26 protein-coding genes and 3 tRNA genes are annotated in these 26,980 nt (G+C 66.8%); 18 read left to right on the top strand and 11 right to left on the bottom strand.

The features are described 5' to 3' along the window. Nucleotides 1–188: 188 nt before the first annotated feature. Nucleotides 189–1,520 (bottom strand): MFS transporter, encoded by a 1,332-nt coding sequence (locus tag J2S53_RS14150; RefSeq protein WP_456242792.1) that lies wholly within the window; start codon nucleotides 1,518–1,520, stop codon nucleotides 189–191. Nucleotides 1,521–1,925: 405 nt separating this feature from the next. Here J2S53_RS14150 and J2S53_RS14145 point away from each other — a divergent pair, with 405 nt between their 5' ends. Beyond that, nucleotides 1,926–2,957 (top strand): hypothetical protein, encoded by a 1,032-nt coding sequence (locus J2S53_RS14145; RefSeq protein WP_456241358.1) that lies wholly within the window; start codon nucleotides 1,926–1,928, stop codon nucleotides 2,955–2,957. Then, a complete protein-coding gene (locus J2S53_RS14140) occupies nucleotides 2,957–3,562 on the top strand; it encodes a zinc finger domain-containing protein (RefSeq protein ID WP_456241357.1) in 606 nt (201 codons plus the stop codon). Before J2S53_RS14145 ends, J2S53_RS14140 begins: the two co-directional genes overlap by 1 nt. 45 nt (nucleotides 3,563–3,607) lie before the next feature. On the opposite strand, the gene ctaD is transcribed toward J2S53_RS14140, so the two are convergent. Beyond that, on the bottom strand, nucleotides 3,608–5,311 hold the full coding sequence (ctaD, locus tag J2S53_RS14135; RefSeq protein WP_456241356.1) for an aa3-type cytochrome oxidase subunit I: 1,704 nt from the start codon (nucleotides 5,309–5,311) through the stop codon (nucleotides 3,608–3,610). A gap of 332 nt (nucleotides 5,312–5,643) precedes the next feature. Here ctaD and J2S53_RS14130 point away from each other — a divergent pair, with 332 nt between their 5' ends. Next, a complete protein-coding gene (locus tag J2S53_RS14130) occupies nucleotides 5,644–6,444 on the top strand; it encodes a DUF427 domain-containing protein (RefSeq protein WP_456241355.1) in 801 nt (266 codons plus the stop codon). Nucleotides 6,445–6,564: 120 nt separating this feature from the next. On the opposite strand, the gene J2S53_RS14125 is transcribed toward J2S53_RS14130, so the two are convergent. After that, complete coding sequence (locus J2S53_RS14125; RefSeq protein ID WP_456241354.1) at nucleotides 6,565–7,185, bottom strand: SACE_7040 family transcriptional regulator; 621 nt, start codon at nucleotides 7,183–7,185, stop codon at nucleotides 6,565–6,567. Nucleotides 7,186–7,325: 140 nt separating this feature from the next. Here J2S53_RS14125 and J2S53_RS14120 point away from each other — a divergent pair, with 140 nt between their 5' ends. The 4 genes from J2S53_RS14120 (at nucleotide 7,326) to J2S53_RS14105 (ending at nucleotide 14,179) form a co-directional block, all read left to right on the top strand. Next, nucleotides 7,326–8,939 carry a carboxyl transferase domain-containing protein gene (locus J2S53_RS14120; RefSeq protein ID WP_456241353.1) on the top strand — a complete coding sequence of 538 codons (1,614 nt, stop codon included), beginning with the start codon at nucleotides 7,326–7,328 and terminating at the stop codon, nucleotides 8,937–8,939. Between the two features lie 92 nt (nucleotides 8,940–9,031). Then, complete coding sequence (locus tag J2S53_RS14115) at nucleotides 9,032–11,269, top strand: ATP-binding protein (RefSeq protein ID WP_456241352.1); 2,238 nt, start codon at nucleotides 9,032–9,034, stop codon at nucleotides 11,267–11,269. Nucleotides 11,270–11,332: 63 nt separating this feature from the next. Beyond that, nucleotides 11,333–12,493 (top strand): acyl-CoA dehydrogenase family protein, encoded by a 1,161-nt coding sequence (locus tag J2S53_RS14110; protein ID WP_456241351.1) that lies wholly within the window; start codon nucleotides 11,333–11,335, stop codon nucleotides 12,491–12,493. Between the two features lie 657 nt (nucleotides 12,494–13,150). Then, complete coding sequence (locus J2S53_RS14105; protein ID WP_456241350.1) at nucleotides 13,151–14,179, top strand: fatty acid desaturase family protein; 1,029 nt, start codon at nucleotides 13,151–13,153, stop codon at nucleotides 14,177–14,179. A gap of 198 nt (nucleotides 14,180–14,377) precedes the next feature. Here J2S53_RS14105 and J2S53_RS14100 read toward each other — a convergent pair whose 3' ends face one another. Then, complete coding sequence (locus J2S53_RS14100; RefSeq protein WP_456241349.1) at nucleotides 14,378–14,962, bottom strand: dihydrofolate reductase family protein; 585 nt, start codon at nucleotides 14,960–14,962, stop codon at nucleotides 14,378–14,380. Nucleotides 14,963–15,458: 496 nt separating this feature from the next. Between J2S53_RS14100 and J2S53_RS14095 the strand changes: the two genes are divergently transcribed. Continuing rightward, entirely contained in the window at nucleotides 15,459–16,358 is a 900-nt protein-coding gene (locus J2S53_RS14095; RefSeq protein ID WP_456241348.1) for a hypothetical protein, read from the top strand. Nucleotides 16,359–16,602: 244 nt separating this feature from the next. Here the strand turns inward: J2S53_RS14095 and J2S53_RS14090 are convergent, their stop codons facing one another. Beyond that, complete coding sequence (locus J2S53_RS14090; RefSeq protein ID WP_456241347.1) at nucleotides 16,603–17,193, bottom strand: hypothetical protein; 591 nt, start codon at nucleotides 17,191–17,193, stop codon at nucleotides 16,603–16,605. Between the two features lie 341 nt (nucleotides 17,194–17,534). Continuing rightward, the gene (locus tag J2S53_RS14085) at nucleotides 17,535–17,753 is read right to left on the bottom strand and encodes a heavy-metal-associated domain-containing protein (RefSeq protein WP_092926325.1); all 219 of its coding nucleotides are present in this window, start codon (nucleotides 17,751–17,753) and stop codon (nucleotides 17,535–17,537) included. A 273-nt stretch (nucleotides 17,754–18,026) separates the two neighbouring features. Between J2S53_RS14085 and J2S53_RS14080 the strand changes: the two genes are divergently transcribed. The 5 genes from J2S53_RS14080 (at nucleotide 18,027) to J2S53_RS14060 (ending at nucleotide 19,939) form a co-directional block, all read left to right on the top strand. Beyond that, nucleotides 18,027–18,266 carry a hypothetical protein gene (locus J2S53_RS14080; RefSeq protein WP_456241346.1) on the top strand — a complete coding sequence of 80 codons (240 nt, stop codon included), beginning with the start codon at nucleotides 18,027–18,029 and terminating at the stop codon, nucleotides 18,264–18,266. A gap of 427 nt (nucleotides 18,267–18,693) precedes the next feature. After that, nucleotides 18,694–19,299 carry a ScbR family autoregulator-binding transcription factor gene (locus tag J2S53_RS14075; protein ID WP_456241345.1) on the top strand — a complete coding sequence of 202 codons (606 nt, stop codon included), beginning with the start codon at nucleotides 18,694–18,696 and terminating at the stop codon, nucleotides 19,297–19,299. 357 nt (nucleotides 19,300–19,656) lie between these two features. Next, nucleotides 19,657–19,732: transfer RNA gene (locus tag J2S53_RS14070), tRNA-Glu, on the top strand. 28 nt (nucleotides 19,733–19,760) lie between these two features. Beyond that, a tRNA-Asp gene (locus tag J2S53_RS14065) sits at nucleotides 19,761–19,837 on the top strand. Nucleotides 19,838–19,865: 28 nt separating this feature from the next. Continuing rightward, nucleotides 19,866–19,939: transfer RNA gene (locus J2S53_RS14060), tRNA-Phe, on the top strand. Nucleotides 19,940–20,066: 127 nt separating this feature from the next. On the opposite strand, the gene J2S53_RS14055 is transcribed toward J2S53_RS14060, so the two are convergent. Continuing rightward, nucleotides 20,067–20,468: a VOC family protein gene (locus tag J2S53_RS14055; protein WP_456241344.1), complete on the bottom strand. Its 402-nt coding sequence runs from the start codon at nucleotides 20,466–20,468 to the stop codon at nucleotides 20,067–20,069. Between the two features lie 159 nt (nucleotides 20,469–20,627). On the opposite strand from J2S53_RS14055, the gene J2S53_RS14050 reads away from it, so the two are divergent. After that, nucleotides 20,628–21,428: a class I SAM-dependent methyltransferase gene (locus J2S53_RS14050; protein WP_456241343.1), complete on the top strand. Its 801-nt coding sequence runs from the start codon at nucleotides 20,628–20,630 to the stop codon at nucleotides 21,426–21,428. Nucleotides 21,429–21,579: 151 nt separating this feature from the next. Continuing rightward, on the top strand, nucleotides 21,580–22,104 hold the full coding sequence (locus J2S53_RS14045) for an N-acetyltransferase family protein (protein ID WP_456241342.1): 525 nt from the start codon (nucleotides 21,580–21,582) through the stop codon (nucleotides 22,102–22,104). 181 nt (nucleotides 22,105–22,285) lie between these two features. Here J2S53_RS14045 and J2S53_RS14040 read toward each other — a convergent pair whose 3' ends face one another. The 4 genes from J2S53_RS14040 to J2S53_RS14025 form a co-directional block, all read right to left on the bottom strand. Continuing rightward, a complete protein-coding gene (locus J2S53_RS14040) occupies nucleotides 22,286–22,609 on the bottom strand; it encodes an Imm1 family immunity protein (protein WP_456241341.1) in 324 nt (107 codons plus the stop codon). Between the two features lie 251 nt (nucleotides 22,610–22,860). Then, nucleotides 22,861–23,250, bottom strand: coding sequence for a GNAT family N-acetyltransferase (locus J2S53_RS14035; protein WP_456241340.1), 390 nt, complete (start codon nucleotides 23,248–23,250; stop codon nucleotides 22,861–22,863). Continuing rightward, nucleotides 23,247–23,648: a hypothetical protein gene (locus J2S53_RS14030; RefSeq protein WP_456241339.1), complete on the bottom strand. Its 402-nt coding sequence runs from the start codon at nucleotides 23,646–23,648 to the stop codon at nucleotides 23,247–23,249. Before J2S53_RS14030 ends, J2S53_RS14035 begins: the two co-directional genes overlap by 4 nt. A gap of 2 nt (nucleotides 23,649–23,650) precedes the next feature. Beyond that, a complete protein-coding gene (locus J2S53_RS14025; protein WP_456241338.1) occupies nucleotides 23,651–23,908 on the bottom strand; it encodes a DNA-binding protein in 258 nt (85 codons plus the stop codon). Nucleotides 23,909–23,973: 65 nt separating this feature from the next. Between J2S53_RS14025 and J2S53_RS14020 the strand changes: the two genes are divergently transcribed. From J2S53_RS14020 to J2S53_RS14010, 3 genes are all read left to right on the top strand, one after another. Next, nucleotides 23,974–24,210: a hypothetical protein gene (locus J2S53_RS14020; RefSeq protein WP_456241337.1), complete on the top strand. Its 237-nt coding sequence runs from the start codon at nucleotides 23,974–23,976 to the stop codon at nucleotides 24,208–24,210. Nucleotides 24,211–24,388: 178 nt separating this feature from the next. Next, complete coding sequence (locus J2S53_RS14015; RefSeq protein WP_456241336.1) at nucleotides 24,389–25,612, top strand: helix-turn-helix domain-containing protein; 1,224 nt, start codon at nucleotides 24,389–24,391, stop codon at nucleotides 25,610–25,612. 138 nt (nucleotides 25,613–25,750) lie between these two features. Beyond that, nucleotides 25,751–26,929, top strand: coding sequence for a transcriptional regulator (locus tag J2S53_RS14010; protein ID WP_456241335.1), 1,179 nt, complete (start codon nucleotides 25,751–25,753; stop codon nucleotides 26,927–26,929). Nucleotides 26,930–26,980 lie beyond the last annotated feature (51 nt).

Below are 26,980 nucleotides of genomic sequence, written 5' to 3'. Positions count from 1 at the left end.
GTTCCCTTCACGAATGTCGACTCGTAACACGGCCACCAATCGGACGGCGTCTCATCCCCTTTTCAGGGGAAGCACGCCGTTCCGTGCAACCAGTGGAATCGATCAAGCATTCCCGACCGGGGAGATTGCATCACGAGCGGGGCGGACTCGCCAGGCGCGGCCTCGGCACCCGGCGAGGTGCCCTCGGATCAGTGCGCGTGCGCGGCCCTCGAACCCGTCGAGTCCGCCACTCCCGCTGGCGCTGTTTCTCCGGTGGCGGTCCCTGAGCCACCGGAGCGGGTCCTGCCCTCGGAACGATCCTCGCCATCGGAACGATCCCTGCCACCGGAATGATCCCCGCCATCGGAACGATTGTTGTCGCCGGAGCCGTCCCAGGAACCACGACGGTCGAGCCTGCCGGAGAGCACCGCGAAGCCCAGCCCCACCAGGGCCAGCACCGCTCCGACCCAGCTCGGCGAGATCAGACCGAATCCGGCGGCGATGACCAGCCCGCCCAGATAGGCGCCCAGGGAGTTGGCGATGTTGAAAGTGGACTGGATGCTGGCCGAGCCCAGCGAGGGCGCCTCCTTGGCCTGGTCCAGGATCCTGGCCTGGATGCTCGGGATGGCGGCGAAACCGGTGACGCCGACCAGGAACACGTTGACCGCCACCAGCACCGTGTTGTGCGCGGTGAAGGTGAACATCGTCAGCACCACGGCCAGCGCGGTCAGGAAGACGTAGAGCGTACGCATCGGGGAGCGGTCCGCCAGCCTCCCGCCGATCACGGTGCCCAGGGTCATGCCGGTGCCGAACAGCGCGAGCAGCACGGTGGCGGCCAGCGGTGTGTAGCCGCTCACCTGGACGAGCAGCGGCTTGATGTAGCTGTAGAACGAGAACGTGGCAGCGAAACCGAACACCACCACCGCGAAGGCCAGCCACACCTGCGGGCGCCGGAAGGCCGACAGCTCGCCCCGCACGCTGACCTCGGTCGGTTTGGCCTGGCGCGGGACCAGCGCGCTCACCGCGGCCAGCGCCACCGCTCCGATCAGTGCCACCAGTCCGAAGGTCCAGCGCCAGTCGATCGCCTGGCCGAGCAGCGTGCCCACCGGCACACCGACGATGTTGGCCACGGTCAGCCCCACGAACATCATCGAGATCGCCCGACCGCGCTTGTCCCGGCTCACCAGGCTCGCGGCCACGACGGCACCGATGCCGAAGAACGTGCCGTGCGGCAGCCCCGCCACGAACCGGGCCGCCAGCAGCGACTCGTGTGTCGGCGCGATCGCGGACAGCAGGTTGCCCGCGATGAACAACCCCAGCATGCTCAGCAGCATGGTTTTTCTGCGTACGCGCATCCCCGCGATCGTCAGCAGCGGCGCGCCGATGACGACCCCCAGTGCGTACAGCGAGATGTAGCCGCCCGCGGCCGAGATCGACACGTTCATGTCGGTGGCGACCTCGGGCAGCAGCCCCATCATCACGAATTCCGTGGTACCGATTCCGAATGCCGCGATGGCGAGTGCCAACAGGGCAACAGGCAACGCTTTCTCCTTGCGGTGTAGCGCGGACACGCCGTCAAGTTTCCGGTGGACGCGAGCCGGTGTTCCGGCTTCGCGGACGGTCAAGAGTTCGGGAACGGTCGATCGATGCGTGGGCTTCGTTGCCCGGTCGGGTGGCGCCTGTTCAAGCGACCCGCACCGCACAACGTTACAGTTCGCGGGCTCTGTTCCTGCATCGATTATGAAAGGCGCCACTTCGGGGCGACGGTGGTTCCACCCGAAAAGAGCAGGCGGGTCACTCGGTGTGTCCGCAATCCTCCCGAAACTACGCCCACGTGACCGGCTCGGCGGTTCCGCGCGGGGGGCGGCGCACGCTGTCCGGGTGCGCCGTCGGGCGGTATAGCCTTGTCCGGGCACGGCGTGTGACACCGATGGAGGAGTCGTTCGATGGATGGTGCGCTGTCTGCCGGCTGGGACGGGTGGATAGCGGTCCCGGCCGAACTGGCTCAGGACAACTCCATGAGCCTGCAGGCCAGAGCGGCCTTCACACTCATCCAGGCCAAGGGGCGGGTGCGGTTGAGTGACCTGGCCTCCGCGGGGGCCTCGGATCCCATCGAGGTGATCGCCGAGCTGGAGCGCTACGGCTGGTTGACCGGTTCCTCGGCGGAGGCCGGGGTGCAGTGGACCCTGCACGCCCGTGCCGTCGCCCCCGCCGAACGGACCACGTTGGCGAAGGAGGCCACGGCCCCGGTTTCCAGGTCGACGGCCTCGCGGGAAACCGAACGCCCCTCGGCGGCGAACACGGGTTCCGGCTCCAACAACGGGTCGGGTTCCGGCGGCGGGGCCGGCTCGAACGGCGGGTCCGGCAACACCATGAACACGGAAACCCTGGTTCGGCAGTGGGCCGAGCAGCAGAAGAACCCGATACCCGACCGGATCCTGGAGCGACTGGCGGGCGAGATCAGGGCCAAGCGCGAGATGTCGCCGCTGGCCAACACCGGAGACCTCATCGCGGCGCTCAACATCTGGCGCGACAAGAAGACCTCGCCGAGCAGGTTCTCCGAGTGCTACGGGGAAGCGCTGCAGCGGTCGGCGCGGGACGTCTACGACGGCTCCTCGCCGAACACCGCCGTCGCCAAGGAACCACCGGCCGAGCGTGCGAGCCCGCGGCCGCGGCACCTCTCACTGCCGGAGTCCAAGGAGAAGGCGGTCGGCGCGTCCACCCGCCCCCTGCCGGGGCACTGTGGTAATGCCGGGTGCGACAGCGGTTACATCGAACAGAGCGACGGGAAGCTGCGCAAGTGCCCCGACTGTCTGCCGGAACCGGCCTTCGGTCGTCGAGCCTTCGATCTGCCCAGGCAGGCGCACTACGTCGCCGCCCAGAACAAGCGGCGGATGCGAGAGAAGGTCGAGCACGACCAACCCGAGAACGGCTCGGTCATCGACATCGACGGCCCGCAGGACGAGGAGGAAGCCTGATGGAAACCTACGAACTCCCCGAGCTGTTCCAACTCGCCGCGAGTTACGACAGGTCGTTCGAGGGGTTCGCCTACCCCAAGACCGAGCAGCAGCAGGGCAAGGCCGATCTGACCGCGGAGTCGTGGGCGGCGGCGCTGGGAGACGTCCCCGCCGACTTCGCCAAGTCCGTCGTGGTGGAGCACTACCGCAGGAACTCGGTGTCGATTTCCACCAGCGTGATCCACCGGGAGTGGGTGGAGTACCGCAACCAGCAGATCCAGAAGGCCGAGAGCGCGGAGATCAAGTCCAAGCCCCGTCCCTCCGCGGCCGAGTCGTTGCGTGGTTGGGAACGGGCCACCGCCGCACTGCTGGAGGCGAAGGGGCAGGATCCCGACGAGGCGATTCAGGACATCAAGGCCCGGCGGCAGGTGCTGCAGGTCAAGTGTCCGGTGTGCCGGGCTTCGCCGGGTAAGGGCTGTGTCTCCAGCACCGGCAACAAGGTGCAGCCGTTGTCCAACAACAGGTCGCACCCCTCCCGTTTCGAGGAAGCCGGGGTGGAGATGCCGGCGCCGAGCGCGGTGGGCGAGGAGCAGGAGCCCGAGGAGGCGGCACCGGAACGCGGTTGACCAGCGGGAACAGCGGATGCGGCGATGTCTGGCTGTTCGCGGCGCTCATTCCTCGCGGCGCCCGGACTTGGAGCCGGTGACGTGGGCCTCCAGCTCCATGCGCTCCGACATGTGCGGGTAGTGCAGTTCGAAGGCGGGCCGGTTGGAGCGGATCCGGGGCAGCTCGTAGAAGTTGTGCCGCGGCGGCGGGCAGGAGGTCGCCCATTCCAGCGAGTTGCCGTGCCCCCAGGGATCGTCCACGTGGACCCGCGCGCCGTACCGGTAGCTCTTGAACACGTTGTACAGGAACGGCAGCATCGAGGCTCCCAGCAGGAACGCCCCGGCGCTGGAGATCACGTTGAGCGTGGTGAACCCGTCGGTCGGCAGGTAGTCGGCGTAGCGCCGGGGCATCCCCTCGTTGCCCAGCCAGTGCTGCACCAGGAACGTGACGTGGAAGCCGATGAAGGTCAGCCAGAAGTGCGCCTTCGCCAGCCGTTCGTCCATCATCCGGCCGGCCATCTTGGGGAACCAGAAGTAGATGCCCGCGAACACCGCGAACACGATCGTGCCGAACAGCACGTAGTGGAAGTGCGCCACCACGAAGTAGGTGTCCGAGACGTGGAAGTCCAGTGGTGGTGAGGCCAGCAGCACACCGGTCAGCCCACCGAACAGGAAAGTGATCAGGAAGCCGACGCTGAACAGCATCGGTGACTCGAAGGTCAGCTGTCCGCGCCACATGGTGCCGATCCAGTTGAAGAACTTGATTCCGGTGGGCACCGCGATCAGGAACGTGGTGAAGGAGAAGAACGGCAGCAGCACCGCCCCGGTGACGAACATGTGGTGGGCCCAGACGACCACGGACAGGAACCCGATGGTCCAGGTGGCGTACACCAGCCCGGTGTAGCCGAACAGCGGCTTGCGGGAGAACACCGGCAGGATCTCCGTGATGATCCCGAAGAACGGCAGCGCGACGATGTAGACCTCGGGGTGGCCGAAGAACCAGAACAGATGCTGCCACAGCACCGCGCCGCCGTTGGCCGGGTCGAACACGTGGGCACCGAGGTGCCGGTCGGCCAGCAGCCCGAACAGCGCGGCGGTCAGGATCGGGAACGCCATCAGGATCAGCACGCTGGTGACCAGGATGTTCCACGTGAAGATCGGCATCCGCCACATCGTCATGCCGGGCGCGCGCATGCAGACCACCGAAGTGATCATGTTGACCGCGCCGAGGATCGTGCCCAGGCCGGAGACGATCAGCCCGGTGATCCACAGGTTGCCACCGATTCCTTCGTTGAACTCCGAAAGCGGTGGATAGCCGGTCCAGCCGAAGTCGGCCGCGCCGTCCGGGGCGACGAACCCCGCGATCACGGTTATCCCGCCGAACAGGAACAACCAGTAGGACAGCGCGTTCAGCCTGGGAAAGGCCACGTCGGGCGCGCCGATCTGCAGTGGAAGTATCACGTTGGCGAACCCGAACAGGATCGGTGTGGCGAACAGCAGCAGCATGATCGTGCCGTGCATGGTGAACAGCTGGTTGTACTGCTCCTGCGAGATCACCTGGATACCGGGTGCGGCGAGTTCGGCGCGGATGAACATCGCCATCAGCCCGCCGATCAGGAAGAAGGCGAAGGCCGTGGCGAGGTAGAGCATGCCGATCCGCTTCGGATCGGTGGTGTGGGTCAGCGCGACCAGCACCGAACCCTTCCTGGCCCGCTGTCGGCCGGATGCGCGCGTCGGGACGGGTGTGGGCTGTGTCTCGGGCGTAGCCATCCTGCCTGCCTCCCTCGGCTCGGCGGCCGAACCCGTCCAGTCTTGCGCCGCTGTCGTCACCTCGCAAAACGTGTTCTTAACCCGATGGGTTGATGTTGGTGCGTTCCGGGAGCATGCTGCGAGTGGGGGAGTGTTGTCACCGGTGTGTGAGCGACGGGTGGGCCGCCACGGGTTCACGCCGTGGGGCACGGGAGGCGACGGATCGGAACGGGGCCGTGGCTCGACTCGGCGGTGTCCTGTTCCGGCGAGTCCGTGACTCGTGTGAGGTCGGGTCCACACGGGGCCGGGCACCGGTTGCGAAACGAATTCCGAGAAAGGGCGAGGTTATCGCAGTGGCTCTGACCCTGGGCGACGGTCCGCTCACCAGCAGGCCGCCGGAAACGGTGAACTACCGCATCGACGGTCCCGCACACCGACTGCTCTGGCAGGACTTCCCGCGGCGCGTGCGGGCGCGGTTCGCGGGCGAGACCGTGCTGGACAGCTCGCGGGGCAAGTTGTTGCACGAGAGCAACCTGCTGCCGCAGCTCTACGTGCCGGTCGAGGACGTCCGCGCGGAACTGCTCGAACCGAGCACGCGGCACACGCACTGCCCGTTCAAGGGTGATGCCGAGTACCAGTCGGTGCGGGTGGGCGACCGGGTCGCGGAGAGCGCGGTGTGGCGGTATCCCGCTCCCGTCGAGGACGCGTCCTGGCTGGCCGGGCACCTGTCCGTCAGCTGGGAGGCGATGGACCAGTGGCTGGACGAGGAAGAGGAGGTGCTCGGGCACCTCCGCGATCCCTACCACCGGGTGGACGTCCGGGACACCGCTCGTCACGTCCGGGTGAGCAGTGGCGGCGTGGTGCTGGCCGAGAGCGGCCGGGCCAAGCTGCTGTCCGAGACGGGTCTGCCCAACCGGTTCTACCTGCCCGCCGAGGACGTGCGCACCGAGCTGCTGGAGACCAGCGCCACGACCACGGTCTGCCCCTACAAGGGGACCGCCACTTATCGTTCGGTGCGTGGCGAGGGCCTGGACCTGCCGGACGCGGTGTTCCGCTACGAGGATCCGTTGCCGGAGTCGGCCGGGATAGCGGGACGGTACTGCTTCCTGGCGGAAGGTGTGACGACCACGGTGGACGGCACCCCGGTCTCCTGAGATCCGGTCTCCTGAGATCCGGTCTCCCGAAGTCCGATCCCCGAGGCCGGGTCCATCGGGATCCGGCCAACCGGGATCCGGTCGACCGGATCCCCGAGGCCGGATCCCGGAGCGCCGCCGTCACGCCCTGTCGGCTTCGTCTCCGTCCCGCCGGTCGACCAGCAGTGCGTTCATCGCCATCCGGTGCAGCAGCTCCGACATCCTCGTGGGGTCGAGTCGCGCGCTGTGCGGGGTGGAGTTGATCAGCCCGAGCACCGCGTGGGCCGATGCGCGCGCGGTGTGCTCGGAGAGGTCGGGGCGGCACTGCAGCAGGGTCTCGACCCAGACCTCGACGTAGCCGCGCTGCAACTCCCGGACCCGGTGGCGGTCGGGCTCGGCGAGGCTGTCCAGGTCGCGCAGGTGCACCGTGATCAGTGCCGAGTTCGTCAGCGCGAACTCCACGTGCCAGGCGACCAGGGCTTCGAGCGCGGTGATCGGGTCGGGGGTGTTCACCGTTCTGGCCCGTCCGCCGTGGAGCAGCCGTTCGCTGATGCCGGTCAGCATCTCGCCGAGCATCGCGTCCTTGCCCCGGAAGTGCCGATACAGCGCGGGTCCGGAGATTCCTACAGCCGCGCCGATGTCGTCTATGCCGACCCCGTGGAACCCGTATCTGGCGAACAGTTCCGCGGCCGCGCTCAGGAGCTGTTCGCGTCTGGACGGGGCATTGCCACGTCCGGTTCCGTCGGGGACATCGTTCGTCATCGGCTCCGATACTAGACGAATCTGGTTAGTCAGCGTTAACATCGCTACGTTAACGATCATTAACTACATTGGTCGTGCCGGTGGTGCCGATCGGCGTCTCCCGGCGCGGCCGCGCCCGAACGGAAGGTACGGGTAGCGAGATGGATGCACCGGTGCTGTCCACCAACGTGGACCCCGCGGCCGAGTCCTACGAGCGTTACGCCTCGGAACACACCGCACTCGTGGCTGACCTCAACACCCGCCTCGAACAGGTCCGGGCGGGCGGTCCGGAGAAGACCAGGCGCCGTCACGTCGAACGCGGCAAACTGCTGCCGCGCGACCGGGTGGAAACGCTGCTGGACCGCGGTTCCCCGTTGCTGGAGCTGTCCCCGATGGCCGCCCACGGGCTCTACGACGACGAGGCTCCCGCGGCGGGAATCATCACCGGCATCGGAAGGATATCCGGCCGGGAATGCGTGATCGTCGCCAACGACGCCACGGTCAAGGGCGGTACCTACTACCCGATCACCGTCAAGAAGCACCTGCGTGCCCAGGAAGTGGCACTGCACAACAACCTGCCCTGCGTCTACCTGGTCGACTCCGGCGGTGCCTTCCTGCCGAAGCAGGACGAGGTCTTCCCGGACCGGGAGCACTTCGGCCGGATCTTCTACAACCAGGCGACTATGTCCGCACGCGGCATCCCCCAGATCGCTGCGGTGCTCGGCTCCTGCACCGCCGGTGGCGCCTATGTTCCCGCCATGAGCGACGAGGCCGTGATCGTCCGTGAGCAGGGGACCATCTTCCTGGGCGGTCCCCCGCTGGTGAAGGCCGCGACCGGTGCCGAGGTGACCGCCGAGGAGCTCGGCGGCGGCAGGCTGCACGCCCAGACCTCCGGCGTCACCGACCACCTCGCGGCCGACGACGCCGACGCGCTGCGCATGGTGCGCTCCATCGTCAGCACTCTGCCGCCCGCGCCCGAGCGGCCGTGGCGGGTCGCCGAGGTGGAGGCACCCGCCGCCGATCCCGAGCAGCTCTACGGCGTGGTGCCCACCGACAGCCGCACCCCGTACGACGTGCGCGAGGTCATCGCCCGCGTGGTCGACGGCAGCAGGTTCTCGGAGTTCAAGGCCGAGTACGGCACAACGCTGGTGACCGGCTTCGCCCGGATCCACGGTCACCCCGTGGGGATCGTGGCCAACAACGGCATCCTGTTCGGCGAGTCGGCACTCAAGGGCGCCCACTTCGTGCAGCTCTGCGACCGGCGCCGGATACCGCTGGTCTTCCTGCAGAACATCTCGGGGTTCATGGTGGGCAAGGAGTACGAGGCCGGTGGTATCGCCAAGCACGGCGCCAAGATGGTCACCGCCGTTGCCTGCGCCCGCGTCCCCAAGCTGACCGTGGTCATCGGGGGTTCGTTCGGTGCGGGCAACTATTCCATGTGCGGCCGGGCCTACTCCCCGCGGTTCCTGTGGATGTGGCCGAACGCCCGGATCTCGGTGATGGGCGGCGAGCAGGCCGCCTCGGTGCTGGCCACCGTCCGTCGCGACCAGTTCGAGGAACGCGGCGAGCACTGGTCGGCGGCCGACGAGGAGGAGTTCAAGCAGCCGGTGCGGGAGCAGTACGAGCAGCAGGGGCACCCCTACTACTCCACGGCCAGGCTGTGGGACGACGGTGTGATCGACCCGAAGCAGACCAGGGACGTGCTCGGGCTTTCGCTGTCGGTGGCGGCGAACGCGCCGCTGGAGCAGGTGGACAACGGCGTGTTCCGCATGTGACCGCGACCACCCGGAAGGCGTGCCGACCGGCGGAGATCCCGCCGACACGACCACGGCCACCCGAACCCCGGTGGCCCCTCGGAGGCAAGGACATGGCCGACAACCAGCCGTCACCAACCCGGCGGGCAGTGAACTCACAGGCAGCGACCCCACAGGCAGCGACCCCACAGGCAGGGACGAACCAGCAGCCGGCGACGAACCAGCAGGCAGCGAGCCCACCGGTACGACCCGGGCGGCCGGAGAGCGACTCGTCGGGGGTGCGGCGCTTCGACACCGTGCTGGTCGCCAACCGAGGCGAGATCGCGGTGCGCGTCATCCGCACCCTGCGCGAACTGGGCATCCGCGCGGTCGCGGTCCACAGCGACGCCGACACCACCGCCCGGCACGTCGCCGAGGCCGACGCCGCCGTGCGCATCGGCCCACGTGCGGCGGCAGAAAGCTACCTGAACATCGACCGTGTCATCGAAGCCGCCGTCTCCTGCGGTGCCCAGGCCGTTCACCCCGGCTACGGGTTCCTGTCCGAGAGCGCGGCCTTCGCCGCCGCCTGCGCCGAGGCGGGGCTGGTGTTCATCGGCCCCTCGGCGAGCGCCATCGAGTCCATGGGCGACAAGATCAGCGCCAAGCGCACGGTCGCCGAGGCCGGTGTTCCGCTGGTGCCGGGCAGCGCCGAAGAAGGGGCCACGGACGAGGGGCTCCGCCGCGCGGCGCTGGAGACCGGGCTGCCGGTGCTGTTCAAACCCTCGGCCGGGGGCGGCGGCAAGGGGATGCGGCTGGTGCACCACGAGCACGAGCTCGACCAGGCCATCACCGCGGCCCGCCGGGAGTCCCGCGCCGCCTTCGGCGACGACACCATGTTCGTGGAGCGGTTCGTGACGCGCCCGCGCCACATCGAGGTGCAGATCCTGGGCGATTCCCACGGCCACGTGGTGCACCTCGGCGAGCGGGAGTGCAGCCTGCAGCGCCGCCACCAGAAGATCATCGAGGAGGCCCCCTCCCCGCTGCTGGACGCCGGGACAAGAGCGCGCATCGGCGGCGCGGCAGTGGACGCCGCCAAAGCGGTCGGATACGTGGGCGCCGGCACGGTGGAGTTCATCGTCTCGGCCGACCGCCCGGACGAGTTCTTCTTCATGGAGATGAACACCCGGCTGCAGGTGGAGCACCCGGTAACCGAACTGGTCACCGTGCTGCCCGAGCGCTCCGGAACCCGACCGGCCGAGGACGGGGCGGGAATCGACCTGGTGGCGTGGCAGGTCCGCGTCGCCGAGGGCGAGCCGTTCCCCTACGAGCAGCACGAGCTGGGCATGACTGGGCACGCCGTCGAGGCCCGCGTCTACGCCGAGGACCCGGCACGCGGCTTCCTGCCCACAGGTGGCGAGATCCTGCACCTCCGCGAACCGGGCGGCACCGGTGTCCGGGTGGACTCCGGCATCGCCACGGGCAGCGTTGTCGGCTCCGACTACGACCCGATGCTGGCCAAGGTGATAACCCACGCCTCGAACAGGTCCGAGGCGCTGCGCCGACTCGACGGCGCGCTGGCCGGGACCTCGCTGCTGGGGCCGGTCAGCAACCTGGTCTTCCTGCGCGCCCTGCTGAATCGGCCCGAGGTGCGCTCCGGCGAGCTGGACACCGGGCTGGTCGACCGGGAGCTGGCGAACCTCGTCGGCACCGAAGGGACGCGCGAGCGCCCACCGGAAGACGTGCTGATCGCCGCCGCCGCGGCGCTGCTGCTGGCCAAGGAGACCGCTGCCGAGTCCGGCGATCCCTGGGACACGCTGGCCGGTTGGCGGCTCGGCGGGCCGGGTTGGATGAACTGGCGGTTCGCGGTGGACGGTGACCGCACCACGGTGTGGATCCGGGGTGGTTCCGGCGCGGCCGAGGTGGTGGTCGACCCCGGCGGGGAGCTCTCGCCCCGCCACCGGCTGCGCGCCGACCGCAACGGGCGGGTCCTCACGGTCACGTTGGACGACCGAACCCGCAGCTACGACCACGTGGTGCACGAGGGCACCGTGCACCTGGCCGCCGGCGGTGCCTACTGGGCGCTGACCGAGCACACCCTGCTGGCCGACGCGGCCCGCGACACCGGCGCCTCCGACGGCGCGGTGGTCAGCCCGATGCCGGGAACCGTGCTGGTCAGCAACGTCGAGCCGGAGCAGCGGGTGGCGAGCGGGCAGCCGCTGTTCGTGGTCGAGGCGATGAAGATGGAGCACACCGTCGTTTCCCCGGTCGACGGCACCGTCACCGAGGTGCGCGTCACGGCTGGACAGACCGTCGATCTGGAACAGTCGCTCGCGGTGGTGACCGCGGACGAGGACACCTCGCGCGGGGAGTGATCCTCCCCCGCGAGTCGAATCGACACGGCACTACCTGCCGTGTCCCGCCCCCAGGAGGTCGGCATGGTGGACTATCGACTCAACGACGAGCACGAACAGCTGCGGCTGGCCGCGCGCTCCTTCGCCCAGAAGGAAGTGGCACCGGTCATCGGTGAGCACTACGAACGCGAGGAGTTCCCCTACTCCATCGTGGCCGGTATGGGGCGGATGGGGCTGTTCGGGCTGCCCGTGCCCGAGGAGTACGGCGGCATGGGCGGCGACTACCTCGCGCTGTGCGTCGTGCTGGAGGAACTGGCCCGCGTGGACTCCTCGGTGGCGGTGACCCTGGAAGCCGGGGTCTCGCTCGGGGTGATGCCGATCTACCGGTTCGGCGACCAGCGGCAGCGGGAGCAATGGCTGCCCAGGCTGGCCTCCGGCGAGATCCTCGGTGCGTTCGGCCTCACCGAACCGGGCGGCGGTTCCGACGCGGGGGCCACCCGCACCACCGCCGAGCTGCAGGGGTCGGAATGGGTGATCAACGGTTCCAAGGCGTTCATCACCAACTCGGGGACCGACATAACCGGACTCATCACCGTCACCGCCGTCACCGGCACCAAACCCGACGGCCGCAACGAGATCTCCACCATCATCGTGCCCGCCGGAACGCCGGGACTGACCGTGGCGCCCAAGTACTCCAAAGTGGGCTGGAACGCCTCGGACACCCACGAGCTCGCGTTCGACGACTGCCGGGTCCCGGCGGAGAACTTGCTGGGGGAGCGCGGTCGCGGCTACGCGCAGTTCCTGGCCACGCTGACCGAGGGGCGCGTCGCCATCGCCGCGCTCGGCGTGGGGCTGGCGCAGGGCTGCGTGGACGAGTGCCTGCGCTACGTCGAGGAGCGCAGCGCCTTCGGCCGCAGGATCGGTGAGAACCAGGCGATCCAGTTCAAGCTCGCCGACATGGAGCTGCGCACCCACACCGCCAGGCTGGCCTACTACGACGCCGCCGCCCGGATGCTGCGCGGCGAGCCGTACCAGAAGCAGGCGGCGATCGCGAAGCTCGCCTCGTCCAACGCGGCGATGGACAACTCCCGCGACGCCACCCAGATCTTCGGCGGGTACGGCTTCATGAACGAGAGCCCGGTCGGCCGGTTCTACCGGGACGCCAAGATCCTGGAGATCGGGGAGGGAACCAGCGAGGTGCAGCGGATGCTGATCGCGCGGGAGCTCGGGCTGCCCGCCGAGTGAACCCGGGGCCGGGTGGGAAACCCGGACACCACGAAACACGGTCCTCGGGGTGTCCGTTGCTTTCGGGTGGACTCGCTGTCTCCGAGAGGAACTGAACACCCCGGCGCGCACCGATTCGGGCACGTCCAGCGGTCGAACGCGGGACTCGACGTGTGAACTCCGCCGCGAGTGGGTATCGCCGGAGCATACCCGGTGCGCGATACCAGGACCCGCTTCGTCCCTCGGCCTCGGCGGCAGCACGCGAAGCGCACCCCGAAACGACCCTGTCGCCGGGTGCGAGTTCGGACGTTCCAGCGCCGACCCGGCCACCCGCGTGATGTGAGGGGGGAAGAGGGAAGCTGCCATCATATTCAGCCTCACGGCGCCGACGACGTCGGCCACACGAGCGAAGAGACCACAACAAGGCCCCATGCTCCTGCGGCGTGTCGTCCTGACACGAGCGCGCCTGCTGCTGTGACTCGGGCCAGGACCAGCGGCACGATGGCGTTCCCCTCGGTGTTCGGGCGTGCCGCGTTGGTCGTCCGATTCTGCCCACTCCTGTGCGACAGGAGTCCGGCAACCTCATCGGCCGGTTCCCCAGCAGCGGCGTAGCCGCACCGGAGTGACACCGGCCGCCGAGCCCGACCGGCCCGCTATCACGAAAGAGCTTTTCTCACCATGACCGCATCCCCAGCACACTCTTCGGACGACAAGCTCGGCAGCGACTTCGCGAAACTGGCCCGGTCGGCCAAACGTGCCGGGCTGCTCCAACGGCGCTACACCTACTACGCGGTGCGTATCACGGTCAACGTCCTGTTGCTCGCCGCGGGAGCCGTCGCGTTCGTGCTCCTCGGCGACTCCTGGTGGCAGTTGTTCACCGCCGCGTTCCTCGCCGTGATGTTCACCCAGTCCGCGTTCATCGGTCACGACGCCGGACACCGGCAGATCCTCAACAGTCGGCGTGGTAACAATCTCGTCGGGCAGGCGCACAGCGCCATCACCGGGATCAGCTACGAGTGGTGGGTCGGCAAGCACAACCGGCACCACGCCAACCCCAACCACGAGGAGGAAGACCCCGACATCGAGATCGCCGCGCTCGCGTTCAGCCACGAGCAGTCCCAAACCAAGCGCGGACTGTTCCGGTACGTGGCCAAGTACCAGGCGTTCCTGTTCTTTCCGATGCTGCTGGTCGAGGCGGTGATGCTGCGTGTCCGCAGCGTCCAGGCCGTACTGCGACGCGAGATCGATTCCGTCAAGCTGGAAGCGGGGCTGCTCACCGCCCACATACTCGGATACCTGGTCGCGGTGTTCCTCGTGCTCTCCCCGGGCAAAGCGGTGGTGTTCATCGTCGTGCACCAGGGGCTGATGGGCGTGTACCTGGGATGTTCCTTCGCTCCCAATCACAAGGGCATGCCCGTCCTGGAGGAGGGCGAAAAGCTGGACTACCTGCGCAAACAGGTGCTCACCTCCCGCAACGTGATCGGAGGACGCGGGGTGGACTTCCTGCTCGGGGGCCTGAACTACCAGATCGAACACCATCTGTTCCCCGGTATGCCGCGTCCCAACCTGCGCCGCGCCCAACCGCTCATCCGCGAGTTCTGCATCCAACGAGGCATCTCCTACAGCCAGTGCGGCCTGCTGCACTCCTACGCCGAGGTCCTGCGCCACCTGCACGCCGTCGGCGCACCACTTCGACACTCCCGCTGAACAGGTATCGGCGTCCCTGAGAACCACGCGGGCGAGTGAGTGTCGAGGGGCGACCGCCGCTCGTGCCCGAGCACGTCATGGAGCGCCACAGTGCGGATATCCGCGAAGCGGCTGGTTCTCCGTGAGTGCTCGGGGACGATGTCGATAAGCTCACCGATCGGTTCGTCCCGACCTCACGAGACAGAACAGCCGGTCGGCCTATCGTTTCCGATACGTCAGGTGCAGCACGCCGCTGTCGTAGCGTTGCGTTTCCGACAGCGTGAATCGCTGCGGGGAGAACTCACCGTCGAACAGGGGAATCCCCGCCCCGGCCACCACGGGGTGGAGCTTCACGATCAGTTCGTCGATTTCCGAACGCAGGGTGGCGGCGAGTCGCGCTCCACCGCACAGCCAGATCCTCTTCCCGTCCTCGCGTTTGAGTTCGCGGACCGTCTCGACCGGGTCGGTCGAGACGATCGCCACGCCCGGATCGGGAGCTTGGGGCATGGTGCGGGAGAAGACGTAGTGCCGCAGGTGTGGATAGGCATTCGTGACTCCGGCTCGCAGCCCTACCTCGTAGGAGCCGCGTCCTTCGAGGACGGTGTCGAACACCTTGTTCGCGGGATGCGTGTTCAGGGCGGTGCGTACCGGTGCCGGGACGATGTCCGGGTAGTCGGCGAAGATCGCCTCCATGTGGCCGCCCTCGGCCACGAAGAAACCGTCCGGGCCCGACGGATCCGATCCGTCCGGGCCGGCGATGAACCCGTCGATCGTTGCTGCCACGAAATAGGTCAGCTGACGCAACCGCACCTTCCCCGGAACAGTGGATTCGGGTCGATCCTACGATCACGGCCGCTGCCGTCGCCTGTCGCACCAGCCGTCACGAGGCGACCCTACACTCCACAGCCACGTGCGAAAGTGCTTTTTACCGCCGATGGGTTTTTGGATTCAGCTGTTGGAGGCCGGTGGTTACGTTGGCCGCGAGCCATTCCGGCAACGTCGTTACTACGATGCGACATTGTGACGGCCGGCACCGCGCCATGCGTTCCCGAACTCGACGGCTATCCGTGGCGAGTCGCATGCGGTCGCGCACCGAATCCGCGCGTAGCGCGACCGAATCTCGCATCGCGGCCCATTATTTGCGGAGTGCGCGTACCGGAAAATATCATGACGAAAATGTTCGAAATGTGATAAGATCATTTCTGAATTGACTTGGAGATAATCCTCGAACGGTGAACAGTGACCGGGATGCCGCGCGGCGAGTCATCAGCGATTTGAGGAACGCGTTGGAAGGAATGTGATGTCGATTTCGCGGCTGTGGGACGAACTGCCCGGTATCAGTTCCGAGCTGGCCGCCGCGGACAGGGCGGCCGTGGACGCCTGGCACGCGGGTGGAGGGGATGGTGATTCGGAGAGCTCTGACGGGGAGGAGGCCTGGCTCGCGGATGAGGCGGACGGTGCTTCGGAGGAGACCGACGCGGAGGACGAATACCCGGTGCTGTTGCGGCTGGCCGCGTTGGGGTCCTCGTTCGCCGCTCGGGCGGACCGGATGAGCGCCCGGCAGCGGGAGCGGTTGCTCGGACTCCTGGAGGAGGTGCTCGTTTCCGGCGCCGAAGACGAGCAGAATGCTGTGGCCACCGGCTTCCTCGAAGCCCTTGTCAGTGCCTACGATTACCGTGACTTCGACCTGGCGGCCGTCTGGCACGAGCTCGGCGAGGAGTCGCGGCACTACATCAAGCTCTGGAACACGCAAACGAGAGCGGCGGTCCCCTACTGGATGACGTTACGGGCTCCTCCCGAGCCACAACCCGCGGGTGCCGCCGTGGCGCTGCTGCGGGAATCCTGCGATCGCCTGGCGAACGCCGACGACCGACTGCTGGACACGTCAACGGAAACGAGGAGCGCCGAACCCGACTACGACCTGCAGCACCGGGTCGAGAACATGGCCGCCGAGTTCGTCCGCGACTTCCGCGAGATCGACCGATCGAGCCGGGCGAAGGTCTTCGAAGCGTTGGAGAAAGTCGTCCTCGGCGCTCCGGAAGACGACGTCACGGCCATCGCGGAGCGGTTCGTTCCCGCGCTCGTCACGGGCTGCCGGCTGGGAGTTTTCCACCCCATGCTGATCCTGAGTGGACTGGGGGCGCACACGGCTCACTACTTCAACAAAGTCAATGAAGAAATGGAATGGGAGCTGGAGTGATCAGCTGATTTCCATGTAGTGGTCCTTGCTGGTTTCACTGCTCGGGCCGTCCTCGCGAGAGCACGGCGCGGGAGAGCCCGCGGGCGGTCGTGCGGGGACGTGGATTCGACGTGTCCAGTACCGGAAGCCCCGGCCGAAAACCCCCGCAGCGGTCCCCGTTGCCGGTTCGGAACCTGACGTGCGGGACCGGACGGCGGCTCGCGTCCGGGGCCGGCAGCGGCTGTCGGGGGTTGCCGTCCGGAACTCAGTAGTAGCGGTACTGCCCGTGCGGGATGGTGATCTCGGTCTCGGTTTCCGAGGTGTTGCCGTCCCCGCCACCGTGCTTCGGGCCTTCGGAGAAGGCCGTGGTGGGGTACTCGTCCGGCGGGCCGTCCTGGAACTCGGTGGGAAAGCCCTCGTCGCCGTACTCGGTGCCGTACAGCTCACCCCCGTAGAGTCCCGGGTCCCGCACGTCGTCGGTCTCCTCCTCGGGGCGTGCGTGCGCGGGCCGCTGCTCCTCGCCGCTCGGCCACTCCGGCCGAGGTGATTCCGCGGGCCGCGGCGGTTCCTCCGGGATCTCCTGCAGGTGTTGCAGCACCCAGTCCCGCGCCAGCGCGCTCGGCGACGTGCCCTGCTCGGCCGCCAGCTCCTTGAGCCGTTCGTTGGCCATCAGCGGCAGCCGCAGCTGATGCACCTCGGAGCCGCCGAAGCTGCGTCCGGTCCCGGTCGTCTCCGGATCCGCGTCCGGTGAGAGCGCCGCCAGGTAGGAGTCCAGCTCCTGGTCCGACTCGGCCGGCCGCTGTTCCGCGTCGTCCGTACGTTGCCTGCGTCCGCTCTTCGCCCGTCCTAGCACCACCCGGACACGATAACGGTTCCACACCGCAGTGACGGCGGATGTGGGGGCGATCACGGCGTGCCGAGCCGATCGGGGAGCGACGGGCCCCGTCGCACGGCTGGTGGAGAGTTCGTGAGGCCTCGGCGGCTTTTTCGTGGGGCCGGTTCTCGGCGGGACGAACGAACACCGCGAAGGACTCCGGGGAGGGATTCCAAGAGTCGGCCCCCGCGTCGGGGGAAGAGCGCGGGGGCCAACGCAATGCCGATCTCCACAGCTGCTGACCGGGGGTGTGTCAGCGATTCGATTGTGGCACGCCGAGGTGCCCGTTGGGGAGTGTCGCGAGGGTTTTTCGTTTTTGTCCGTTAGGTCCGGGACCACTCGGCCACGGTGTAGCCGGCCTCCTGCACGGCGGCGTCGGCGGCCTCCTTGCTGATCCCGTTCTCCGAGGTGACGGTCACGTCCCCGCTGTCCAGGGAGACCTCGACGTTCGTCACCTCGGGCAGCTCCCCCAGCTCCTCCTGGACCGAGGCGACGCAGTGCTGGCAGGTCATTCCGGCGACCTTGAAGGTTTGCGTGGACATCGCGGCTCCTTCGTGGCGAGTGTCGTTGTCCTCGACCCCGAAAATACCCCAGGGGGGTAAGTGCTCGGGGATGAGCCGGGTCACTGTTGTCCGGTTTCGGATTGCCGCTGTCCGCGATCGGGAATCCGGTGGGCGCGTTCGGAGTTGTGTCGGATGTGTTTCCCCTCGGTTGTATAGCAAACACTCTTCGTGTTCGCGAATCACTCCGCAGGGGGCTATGTTTGAAGCCGATGGGTGGATAACCTGCGGCGACACCCTAGTCGGGGAGGGGTTATGGACGGGTCACTCGACGTACGCAAGTTCCTGGCGTTGCAGGACAGAGCTTCCCCCAGGTCCGCGGCCGCCGCGGTTCCGGCGCAGCGCGACGGAGACACCGGCGGGCTCTCTCCCGAGCAGCTGCACCGGGCGCGTCTCGCGGTCGCACGTGGCGCGCGGAATCATGAGGACTGCCGGATGCTGCTGGCGATGCTCGGACTCACCGACGACAACGAGGAGTCCGCGCGGGAGGACTGACCACCGCGCTGATCCACTCGGACACGGCCGGAACGCGCTGCTCGTTCCGGTGAGGCCCGCGCGTCCTGGCGCGCGGAGACCACGCCGCTCTCTCCCCGGAATTACGCCGAACGTGCCCCGGGCTCTCGTGAATCCGACCCCGCGAGACGCACACCCCCCGGTGGAGCGTCTCGCGGGGCATCGGCGGGCGGCCGTGCGGCCACACCGAAAACCTACCCGTGAGTCTCTTTTGGGTGTTCACCAGGTCTCCCCTGTCGTTCGGTCGGCCATCGGGTTCGGTGCGGGTTGGGCCGATGGGATGAAATTTGCCCACGCGCGGTAACTTCAACTCGTAAAGTTGATCATCCGTTCGTGGGTGGCAGCTGTTCGCTCTGTTACTGAGCGTGCTGACTGTTCGTCCGCCGGCACCCGTTGGAGCCGCGTACACATGCCTCAGCAACGTCGTGCCCAACTGACTCGTCACGCGATCGTGGTCGCGGCAGCCGAGGAGTTCGACAGAACGGGTTATGACGCCACCCCGTTGAGCGCGATCCTGCGTCGCGGCGGAATCACCAAGGGGGCGTTCTACTTCCACTTCGCCTCCAAGGAGGAGCTGGCCCTGGCGCTCGTCGAATCGCAGGCGCGGCGCTGGCCCAGAGTGCGTGGCGACTGGCTGCGGCGCGAGCTCGACCCGCTGTCGATCGCGGTGGGGATGCTCAACGAGGCGGCGCGGCTGCTCGAGCACGACGTCGTGCTCCGCGCCGGGACGGGGCTCGCTCGGCACCGGATCGCCGAGGGCGAGGACATCGACTCCGAGCCGGACTGGGAAGCTCTGCTGCTCGATCTGCTCCGCAGGGCCTCGGCGGGCGGGATGCTGCGGCCCGGAGTGGATCCGGAGGCGGTCGCCCGCGTCGCCTACGCCGGGCTGGTCGGTGCGCGGGTGCTCGGTCCCGGGGCGGGGCCGGGGACTGCCGTGCGTATGGAGGAGACCTGGCGGATCACCTTGCAGGGGGCCGCCAGTCCCGAGTGGTTGAGCAACCGGAAGGCTCGCTGAGCCGTTCGGGATTCCCCGCGGAGCGGCACGTCCGATTTCCGGTCGATGTTGAGACCGGCGTCACAAAATCACCTCGGGTGGGTGATCGGGGGCTCGATGGGGGTGTTCGGCACTGGTGCGGGGTGGCCCCGGCGTGTCGGACGTCGTGGCTTCGTCGGTCGAAGCAGCAGCTCAACGGTGTAACGTCGGTGTGGGTGGCCGGGTTCGCTCGGCCGCGTGGGGAGGGTTCGTGTCGATAGGGACCCCCCGTTTACGACTCTCCGAAGGCATGACGTAAGCTTTTAATCGTTCCCAACGGGGCATCCGACAACGGAAAGCCGGTTGGAGGCAAGGCCGAGCAGGCATCTGGTCGACCAAGCCCCCATCGTCTAGAGGCCTAGGACGCCGCCCTTTCAAGGCGGTAACGCGGGTTCGAATCCCGTTGGGGGTACCACCGGACTCGTCCGGTGACAACAACACATGGCCCAGTGGCGCAGTTGGTTAGCGCGCCGCCCTGTCACGGCGGAGGTCGCGGGTTCGAGTCCCGTCTGGGTCGCCAGCGCGATCGGCCATGAGCCGGGTTGCACGGCCAGGTAGCTCAGTTGGTACGAGCGTCCGCCTGAAAAGCGGAAGGTCGGCGGTTCGACCCCGCCCCTGGCCACGCGGAACGACCAGCGAGAACGGCCCCCACCGGGAACGGTGGGGGCCGTTCTCGTGCGTGGTTAGTCTCAGTTCCGGTCTCGGTTGTTGGTCCGGTGGCTTCCGGCCCCGCCTCGCTGTGGGGGTGATCACTGAGACGGTCGTGGGCCAAGCAAGTCCCAGCGGTTGCCCGCGATGTCGAGGAAGACCGCGACATCGCCGTAGGGTTCCCGGCGCGGCTCGGTGACGAACTCGACCCCCGCCGCGCGCATCCGGGCGTAGGACTCCTGGAAGTCGTCGACGCGCAGGAACAGGCCGACCCGAGCCGCGAACTGTTCGCCCACCACTCGCTCCTGCCGCTCACCGTCAGCTCGTGCGAGCAGTAGGCCCGTGGCGACGCCGGGCGGTCGTACGACGACCCACCGCTTCTCGCGCCCGTCGTTGGTCAAGGACGGCGAATCCTCGACGAGCTCGAACTCCAGTGCGTCCAGGAAGAACCGGATCGCCTCGTCGTAGTCGTCGATGATCAGAGTCAGCTGCTCAAGACGCACAACGCCAGGCAACCATGAGGACCAGCGTTTGTCTGGAAGTGCGGTTGCTTCGGAATCCCCAGCTCATGTGTGATCTCCTCGATCGACGCACCGTGCGGCCCCCGATTCGCGCAGCCATAGCCGCTAAGTTGCTGGTTACAAACTGGATACCGTGGGGCGATGGATGGGAACACGTGGGAAGGCACCGACCTGGCCGACCACTATGCCGAAGATGCCTTCGCCTCGGCGAAGGGCTACGTGCGTAGTTACGTGCTGCATCAGCAACTGCTGGATCACCTACCACCGGCTCCGGCGACGGTTCTCGACGTCGGCGGTGGTGCGGGGCATCACTCGTTCCCGCTGGTCCGAGCCGGTTACGAAGTTACGTTGCTCGAGCCTTCGCAGGCGATGTTGGACAAGGCGGAGCAGCGACTCGAGCGGTTGACCGAGCAGGAGCGGCGGCGGGTGACGTTCGTGCGGGCCGATGGTGAGCGCGCGCACGAGGCGGTGAACGGCGGACGATTCGCCGCTGTGTTGTGCCACGGCGTACTCGGATACCTGGAGCGGCCGGAGCCGCTCGTCGATCAGCTGTGCCGGTGCACTGCCGCCGACGGCGTGCTTTCGATCATGACCGGCAACGCCGGGGCTATGGCGGTACGCCCCGCGTTGGAACGTCGGTGGGATGACGCCCTGGCGGCGTTCGACGACCGGACCGAGACGAACGTGCTGGGAGTGCGGAGCCGAGCAGACACAGTGGAGGAGCTCAGCGAGCTCGTGCGGAACCGCAGCTTGGAACCACTGTGCTGGTACGGGGTGTGGCTGTTCGTCGATTGGTTGGAATTCAGTGGAGTCGAGCTGGATCCCAACGACTCGCGGGAGATGGCAAAGGCGGTTGCGGTCGAACTCGAAGCCAGTCGACGAGACCCCTACCGTCAACTCAGTCGCGCCTTTCATCTCGTGGCGCACAAAGATCCGAGCTGACGGGAAAGCAGCAGTAATGGTCGCGCGGTGAAAAGTACGGTCGACTTTCCGCGATGTCCTGGATATCGACTCGCACCGCTCGTACTCTCCGGAGCCGTAACGACCATGTTTGCCTCGGTGCGGGCAGCAGAACCGGGAAGGGAGCGATCTCTTGGGGTACCGCCATCGTCTCGCCACGCGTGCGGATCTGCCCGCTATTGTGGACATCTACAACGCCGCGATCCTGGAGAAGGCGAGCACCTGCGACCTGGAATCCGTCAGCGTCGCTTCCCGCGAGGGGTGGTTCGAGTCCTCGGGGCCGGATTTTCGCCCGATCTGGGTCGGCTACGAGGCGGACGAGCCGCGTGCCGTGACCGGCTATCTGAGCTTCGACCCCTTTCTGAACGGTCGGCCGGGATACGACGTGACCTCGGACGTGGCGCTGTACCTGCATCCCGAGCACCGTGGTCGGGGGCAGGGAACTTACCTGCTGGGTGAGGCCGTGGCCCATGCTCCGAAGCTCGGCGTGCGCACGCTGGCCACCACGATCTTCGGCAGCAACCGGGCCAGTCTGCGCCTGTTCCGCTCGCACGGCTTCCAGGAGTGGGGTCGGTTGCCCGCCGTGGCCGATCTGGGTGGCGGCGTGGTTCAGGACGTGGTGTTCGTCGGGCGCAAAGTGGACGGTTCCGCTGGCTAGAGCTGCCCGGTTCTCCGGGCGACGAGAAGCGGTCGTTCGACCAGGGCATCGGGGACGTGCTGTTGGTGTCGTTTCGCGGCGATTCGGGGTCGCCTTACGATCTTCGGACCGCGCTCGGATGCGGCACCGGCGAGCGGAACCGCGATTTGAAATCCGGCGTGTTCCGAGTACGGAGTCATCTTCAGAGGACGAGGTATCCCTGCTGCCACCGCACGGTGGTGGGGCGTGTGCCGGTCTCGGCGTATTCGTACAGGGCGTGGTGTATCCGTTCGAGCGGCAGGGACGCGGAGTTGGGGAGGTAGCTGGGCTCGTCGGCGGCGAACACCAGGGCGGGACGGTCGTCCGGCCCGGCCGGGTCGAAGGTGTCGAGCACTTCGCCCGCAGTGAGGTCGATCCAGGTCATCGCGCCCCAACCCGTGTCGGGATCGACGGCGACTCGGAGGTAGGCGGGTGGGTACTCGGGTTGACCGTCGTCGTGATGGGAGCGGGCCGGTCGGTCCCACACGGTGACCAGCGTGGTGCGGTTTCCCTCGGTGGATTCGGTGAGGTGACCACGTGGTCGAGAAGAGTAGCGATTTCCTCAGCTGTGTAGGCGTGATGTGACCGGCGGTACTGGTCGAACATGATCGTGAGCACGGTCGTGGTGTCGCTGATTTCACGTTGCTGGACACTCACTTCGTAAAGCATCGGTCGCTTCCTTACGAACCAAATGGAAGTGGGTAAATGCCGCCCGGTCGGGCGAGTGGGGATAGGTGCTCAACCGGGCGGCCGGTTCGTTGTCGGTGTAGGCCGTGAGCGGTGCTCGGGTGAATCCTCTGGCCCCAGATGTTCGGGCAGTGCCTGGGCGAGTCGACTGCCGATGCGCTCGCCCCAAACGTGCGGAGCGACGCCCAGATAGCGAACCTCGGCTTCGTCGCTCGGACAGCCGTTGCCTCGTGGTTTGGCGGCGAGGAATCCGACCGTTTCGGTGGTCGTGCTCGCTACGAGCAGGGTGCCCCCGGCGCCCCGACGACCTGTTGGATGAGTGGCCGCGCTTCTTCCAGGGGGAGGGGGTGTCGCGTCGCCGTCGCGGGTGGCGATGGTCCAGACTTGGGCCGCGGCATCGACATGGGTTCGCGTGCCATCGATGATCTCGATCGAATTCATAGTCCCTCCTGAGCTGTTCCAGTCGCCCCGGACTTGCCGGCGGTGCCGTAGAGCCGGGTGGTGATCGTGCGCAGTGCCTGGGTGGTACGGGCTTCGTGCGTGCCGGGTTTCTGCTGGTTCATCTCGTCGCGAGCGGCGGCTATGGCGTTTCCGCCTTCGGCGAGTAGCTTTTCCAGCACCATCTCGTGGACGAGGTATTCGTCGTCCAGTGCGGAGAGTTCGAGTCCGTCGCGTAGGGCGAGCCACAGTGCGGCCGTGGCGTCTTCGAGGCTGATTTCCAGTCGCATCGACAGGTTCACTGTGGCCGGTTGTTCGGCGTCCTCACGCAGTGTCGGGATGAACTCCACGGGGCCGGAAGTGCCGATTTCACCGGTGGCGGTGACTGTGGGAGTGAGCATGATCAGATCACCTCTCCCGGGATGTCTTCCTCGACCGCGGAGGCGTCGCCGGTCATGTACATCTCGTGCGTGGCCTGTTCACAGGGGTCTTCGTAGGTGGCAAGAGTCGACTCGGGACTTCCCGACGTGCCCTTACCGGTACCGATCCTCAAGGTCCGCAGATCGCCGGAATCGGTAGCTCGACAGGTCGTGTGCACCGAGACGTCGAATCGTTCGGTTACTGCCTCGACCCGCGACATTCCGATAGGCTGCTCTCGCATCGAGAGTTCCAATACTTCGATGTCCCGCCCCGGCCGGTGCGCCAACTTCGCTTTCGGCCGGTCCCGTGCAGAGCTCCCTGAAAGTGCTCCGCGAAGAGATACTGATCGTGAGTGCCCACGGTGAGGGCTCCTGGGTGCACAGCCATCCGGTCGAGCGGGCAAGTTCACCGGGAGGGGAGGCGGATCTCCTCTTTGTTCCCGCCGAAGTTCTCGACGGCTCCCAGGCGTTCGAGAACCTTCCTGCGGAGATGTCCAGCGAGCAGGTGTCTTCGCTGGTTCAGGAGTCTCCAGGACCGTACTGATTTCCGTTCTCGTGGCCATGTCTCCAACACTGATCACCATGAGACTCGGTTCATAGTGTCGTTGTTGGTGTTGCCTGGGTGGTGCGGTGATACGGGCGTATCACCTACTTCACATCTCTCGTATCACCTCTTTTCGGTGCCACACTGGTGTTCGAGGGGGCAACGAGTTGGAGGCAGCATGGGTAAGGATCTACCGACGTGGGCGCGTCGTATCCGATCGATGCGTGAGGCCCGCGGATGGTCACAGGCGGAAGCCGCCGAGAACATGCGACACCACTCGGAGAAGCAACTGCCGGACGCTACCCATCTATTGCGGCGGTGGAAGTCATGGGAGCTGGGGGAGAACAAGCCCAGCGATTTCTACACGAAGATCATCGCATCGACCCTCGGAACGGTGAGCGATTCGCTGTTTCCGCCGGAGCGAACGAACAACGATCTGGAGTTGTTGAACGCCACGGGGATGAACACGCTTGAAATCGTTGGTCGTCTCCAAGCCTCAGACGTGAACGATGCGACTCTTGAAGCCGTTCGTATCACCGTTGACAAGCTCTGCTCCGACTATTCGCGGCTTCCGGCGCAAGGGTTGATCTTCGAAAGCCGTCAGTGGCTTCGACGCTTGGTCGAGATGCAAGAACAGCGCCTCAGCTTTCGCCAGCGGCGGGAGACGCTTGAACTCGCCGGATGGCTTACGCTCCTGGTTGGCTGTCTCGAATACGATCTTGGTGACCAGCGGTCGGCGGAGGCAACACGGCGTTCTGCTCTGAGTCTCGGCCAAGAGGTGGGGAACCCGGGAATCGTCGGATGGGCTCACGAAATGCGTGCCTGGTTCGCGCTGACATCGGGTTACTATCGGGGAGTGGTAGCGGCTACTGAAGCAGGGCGTGAGGCTTCAGGGAGTCACAGTGTCGCCGTACAGATCATCGCTCAGGAAGCCAAGGCGTGGGCGCGCATGGGCAAGAAGAACGAAATGCAAAACGCCTTGGAAAAAGGGCGCGTTCTTCTTGAAGGAATGCCTTATCCTGAAAACGTGGACAATCATTTCGTGGTTGACCCTTCCAAGTATGATTTCTACGTGATGGACTGCTACCGTCACATCGGAGAGAGTCGGCTTGCGCGAGAGCTTTCCGACGAAGTGATCCGGGCGAGTACCGACTTCAACGGCTACGAACGCTGGCCGATGCGGATAGCCGAAGCGCAGATCACGCTCGGCGTAGTAGCTGCTCGTGAAGGTGACCTTGAGAGCGCTGTCACGTACGGCCGCCGAGCCATCACAGGCGACCGTAAATCACTGCCATCGCTGGCGATGGTCTCTCAAGATCTGGCGCAAGTACTGAACAGTCAGTACGCGGGAGAGGAAGAAACCGAGTCTTACCTGGAACAACTCCGCGACCTTCGCCAGTGAGGTTGCTGGACCTCTTTTTCGCTGTTCCCAGCGGTTCCGTGGTGGTTCCGGTGGTGGTGTCGAACTGTGTCCACAGGAGTAGAGGGTTGCTTCCGCTGATTGACCCATCGAGCATGTCTGCGTTGCGATCATGGGCGTGTGGGCATCAGAGTTACGGTCGATCCGCGCGTGGACAAGGATCAACAGGAGTGGAAGGACACTCGCGCGGTGCTGGGCACGTTCCGGCGGGGGTTGGCCGTCGAAGCCGAGCGGCTCTATCCGGATTCGACGGTGCCGGGCTCCGAAGGGAGCGGCGTGATTGCCGGAACGGATTGGCTCCCGAGCGTCCCGGTGCCGTTGTCGGAGCTGGGGCTCGAACTCGACACGGACGACTCCGCGGTTCCGGCTGTCGATGGTTCGGAGCGGCAGAGCGCGGGCGTACGCCCCCTGGCGTCGGCCGAGCAGCGCTACCACCGCTACAGCCACGCGGTGCGGGACCTGGCCGCGCCACGCCTGTTCGAGAACCGCCTGTGCTTCCGCCTGACCGCTCTCGATCGCTCGCAACCGAACCTGCGGTTGCAGTTTGGCACGATGGGGTTTTTCGACTCGATCGACACGAACGAAGCCCTGGCGCACGAGATGGCCGCACATCATCTCGTTCGCGACCGGCACGGCGAGCTCGGTGTCGGTCGTGCGTCGTGGCGGCGGCTGACCTTCCGCAAGCACGTCGGTGATCCGTTCGACCTCTCCCAGCGGCCCTTGATGGGCGCGATCGGCACGTTGACGATTCGGGCGGGGGAGAGCCCGAGCATGGTGCTGCACCAGCGGGACGGCGGCCGCGTGGCCGGTGGCGGCGGGATGGCGCACCTGCTGCCCGCGGGCATCTTCCAGCCGTCGAGCGTCATCCCCGAAGCCGTGCAGAACGACTTCTCGATCTGGCGGAACATGCAACGCGAGTTCGCCGAGGAGCTACTCGGGCACGTCGAGTACGACGGCAGCGGCAGGCCGATCGACTACGAGAACCGCGAACCGTTCGCGGGGATGGATCGCGCTCGTGGCGAGGGGCGGATTCGGGTCTACTACCTCGGCGTCACGCTCGACGCGCTCACGCTGTCCGGCGACATCCTCACCGTGGCGGTGATCGAGCCCGACACCTACGACGAGCTGTTCGGTGCGGCCGTCACCACCAACGACGAGGGCCGCATTCCCGCCCGGCACCTGCCGTTCGAGGCCAACACCATCAGCCGTCTTCACGAACTGGGCCAACTCTCGCCCGGAGCCTCGGCCGCGATGAACCTGGCCTGGCAGCACCGAAGGGCATTGCTCGACCGGAACTGAATTGTTCGCCTCGTCGAGGTGTTCGGACGGGTTCGTCGTGGTTTCATGGCA

Origin of the sequence: Actinopolyspora lacussalsi (genome assembly GCA_030803735.1) — a bacterium.
GTDB lineage: Bacteria > Actinomycetota > Actinomycetes > Mycobacteriales > Pseudonocardiaceae > Actinopolyspora > Actinopolyspora lacussalsi.
Note: the sequence above shows the minus strand (reverse complement) of the source record. Positions and strands in the feature narration are given on the sequence as shown.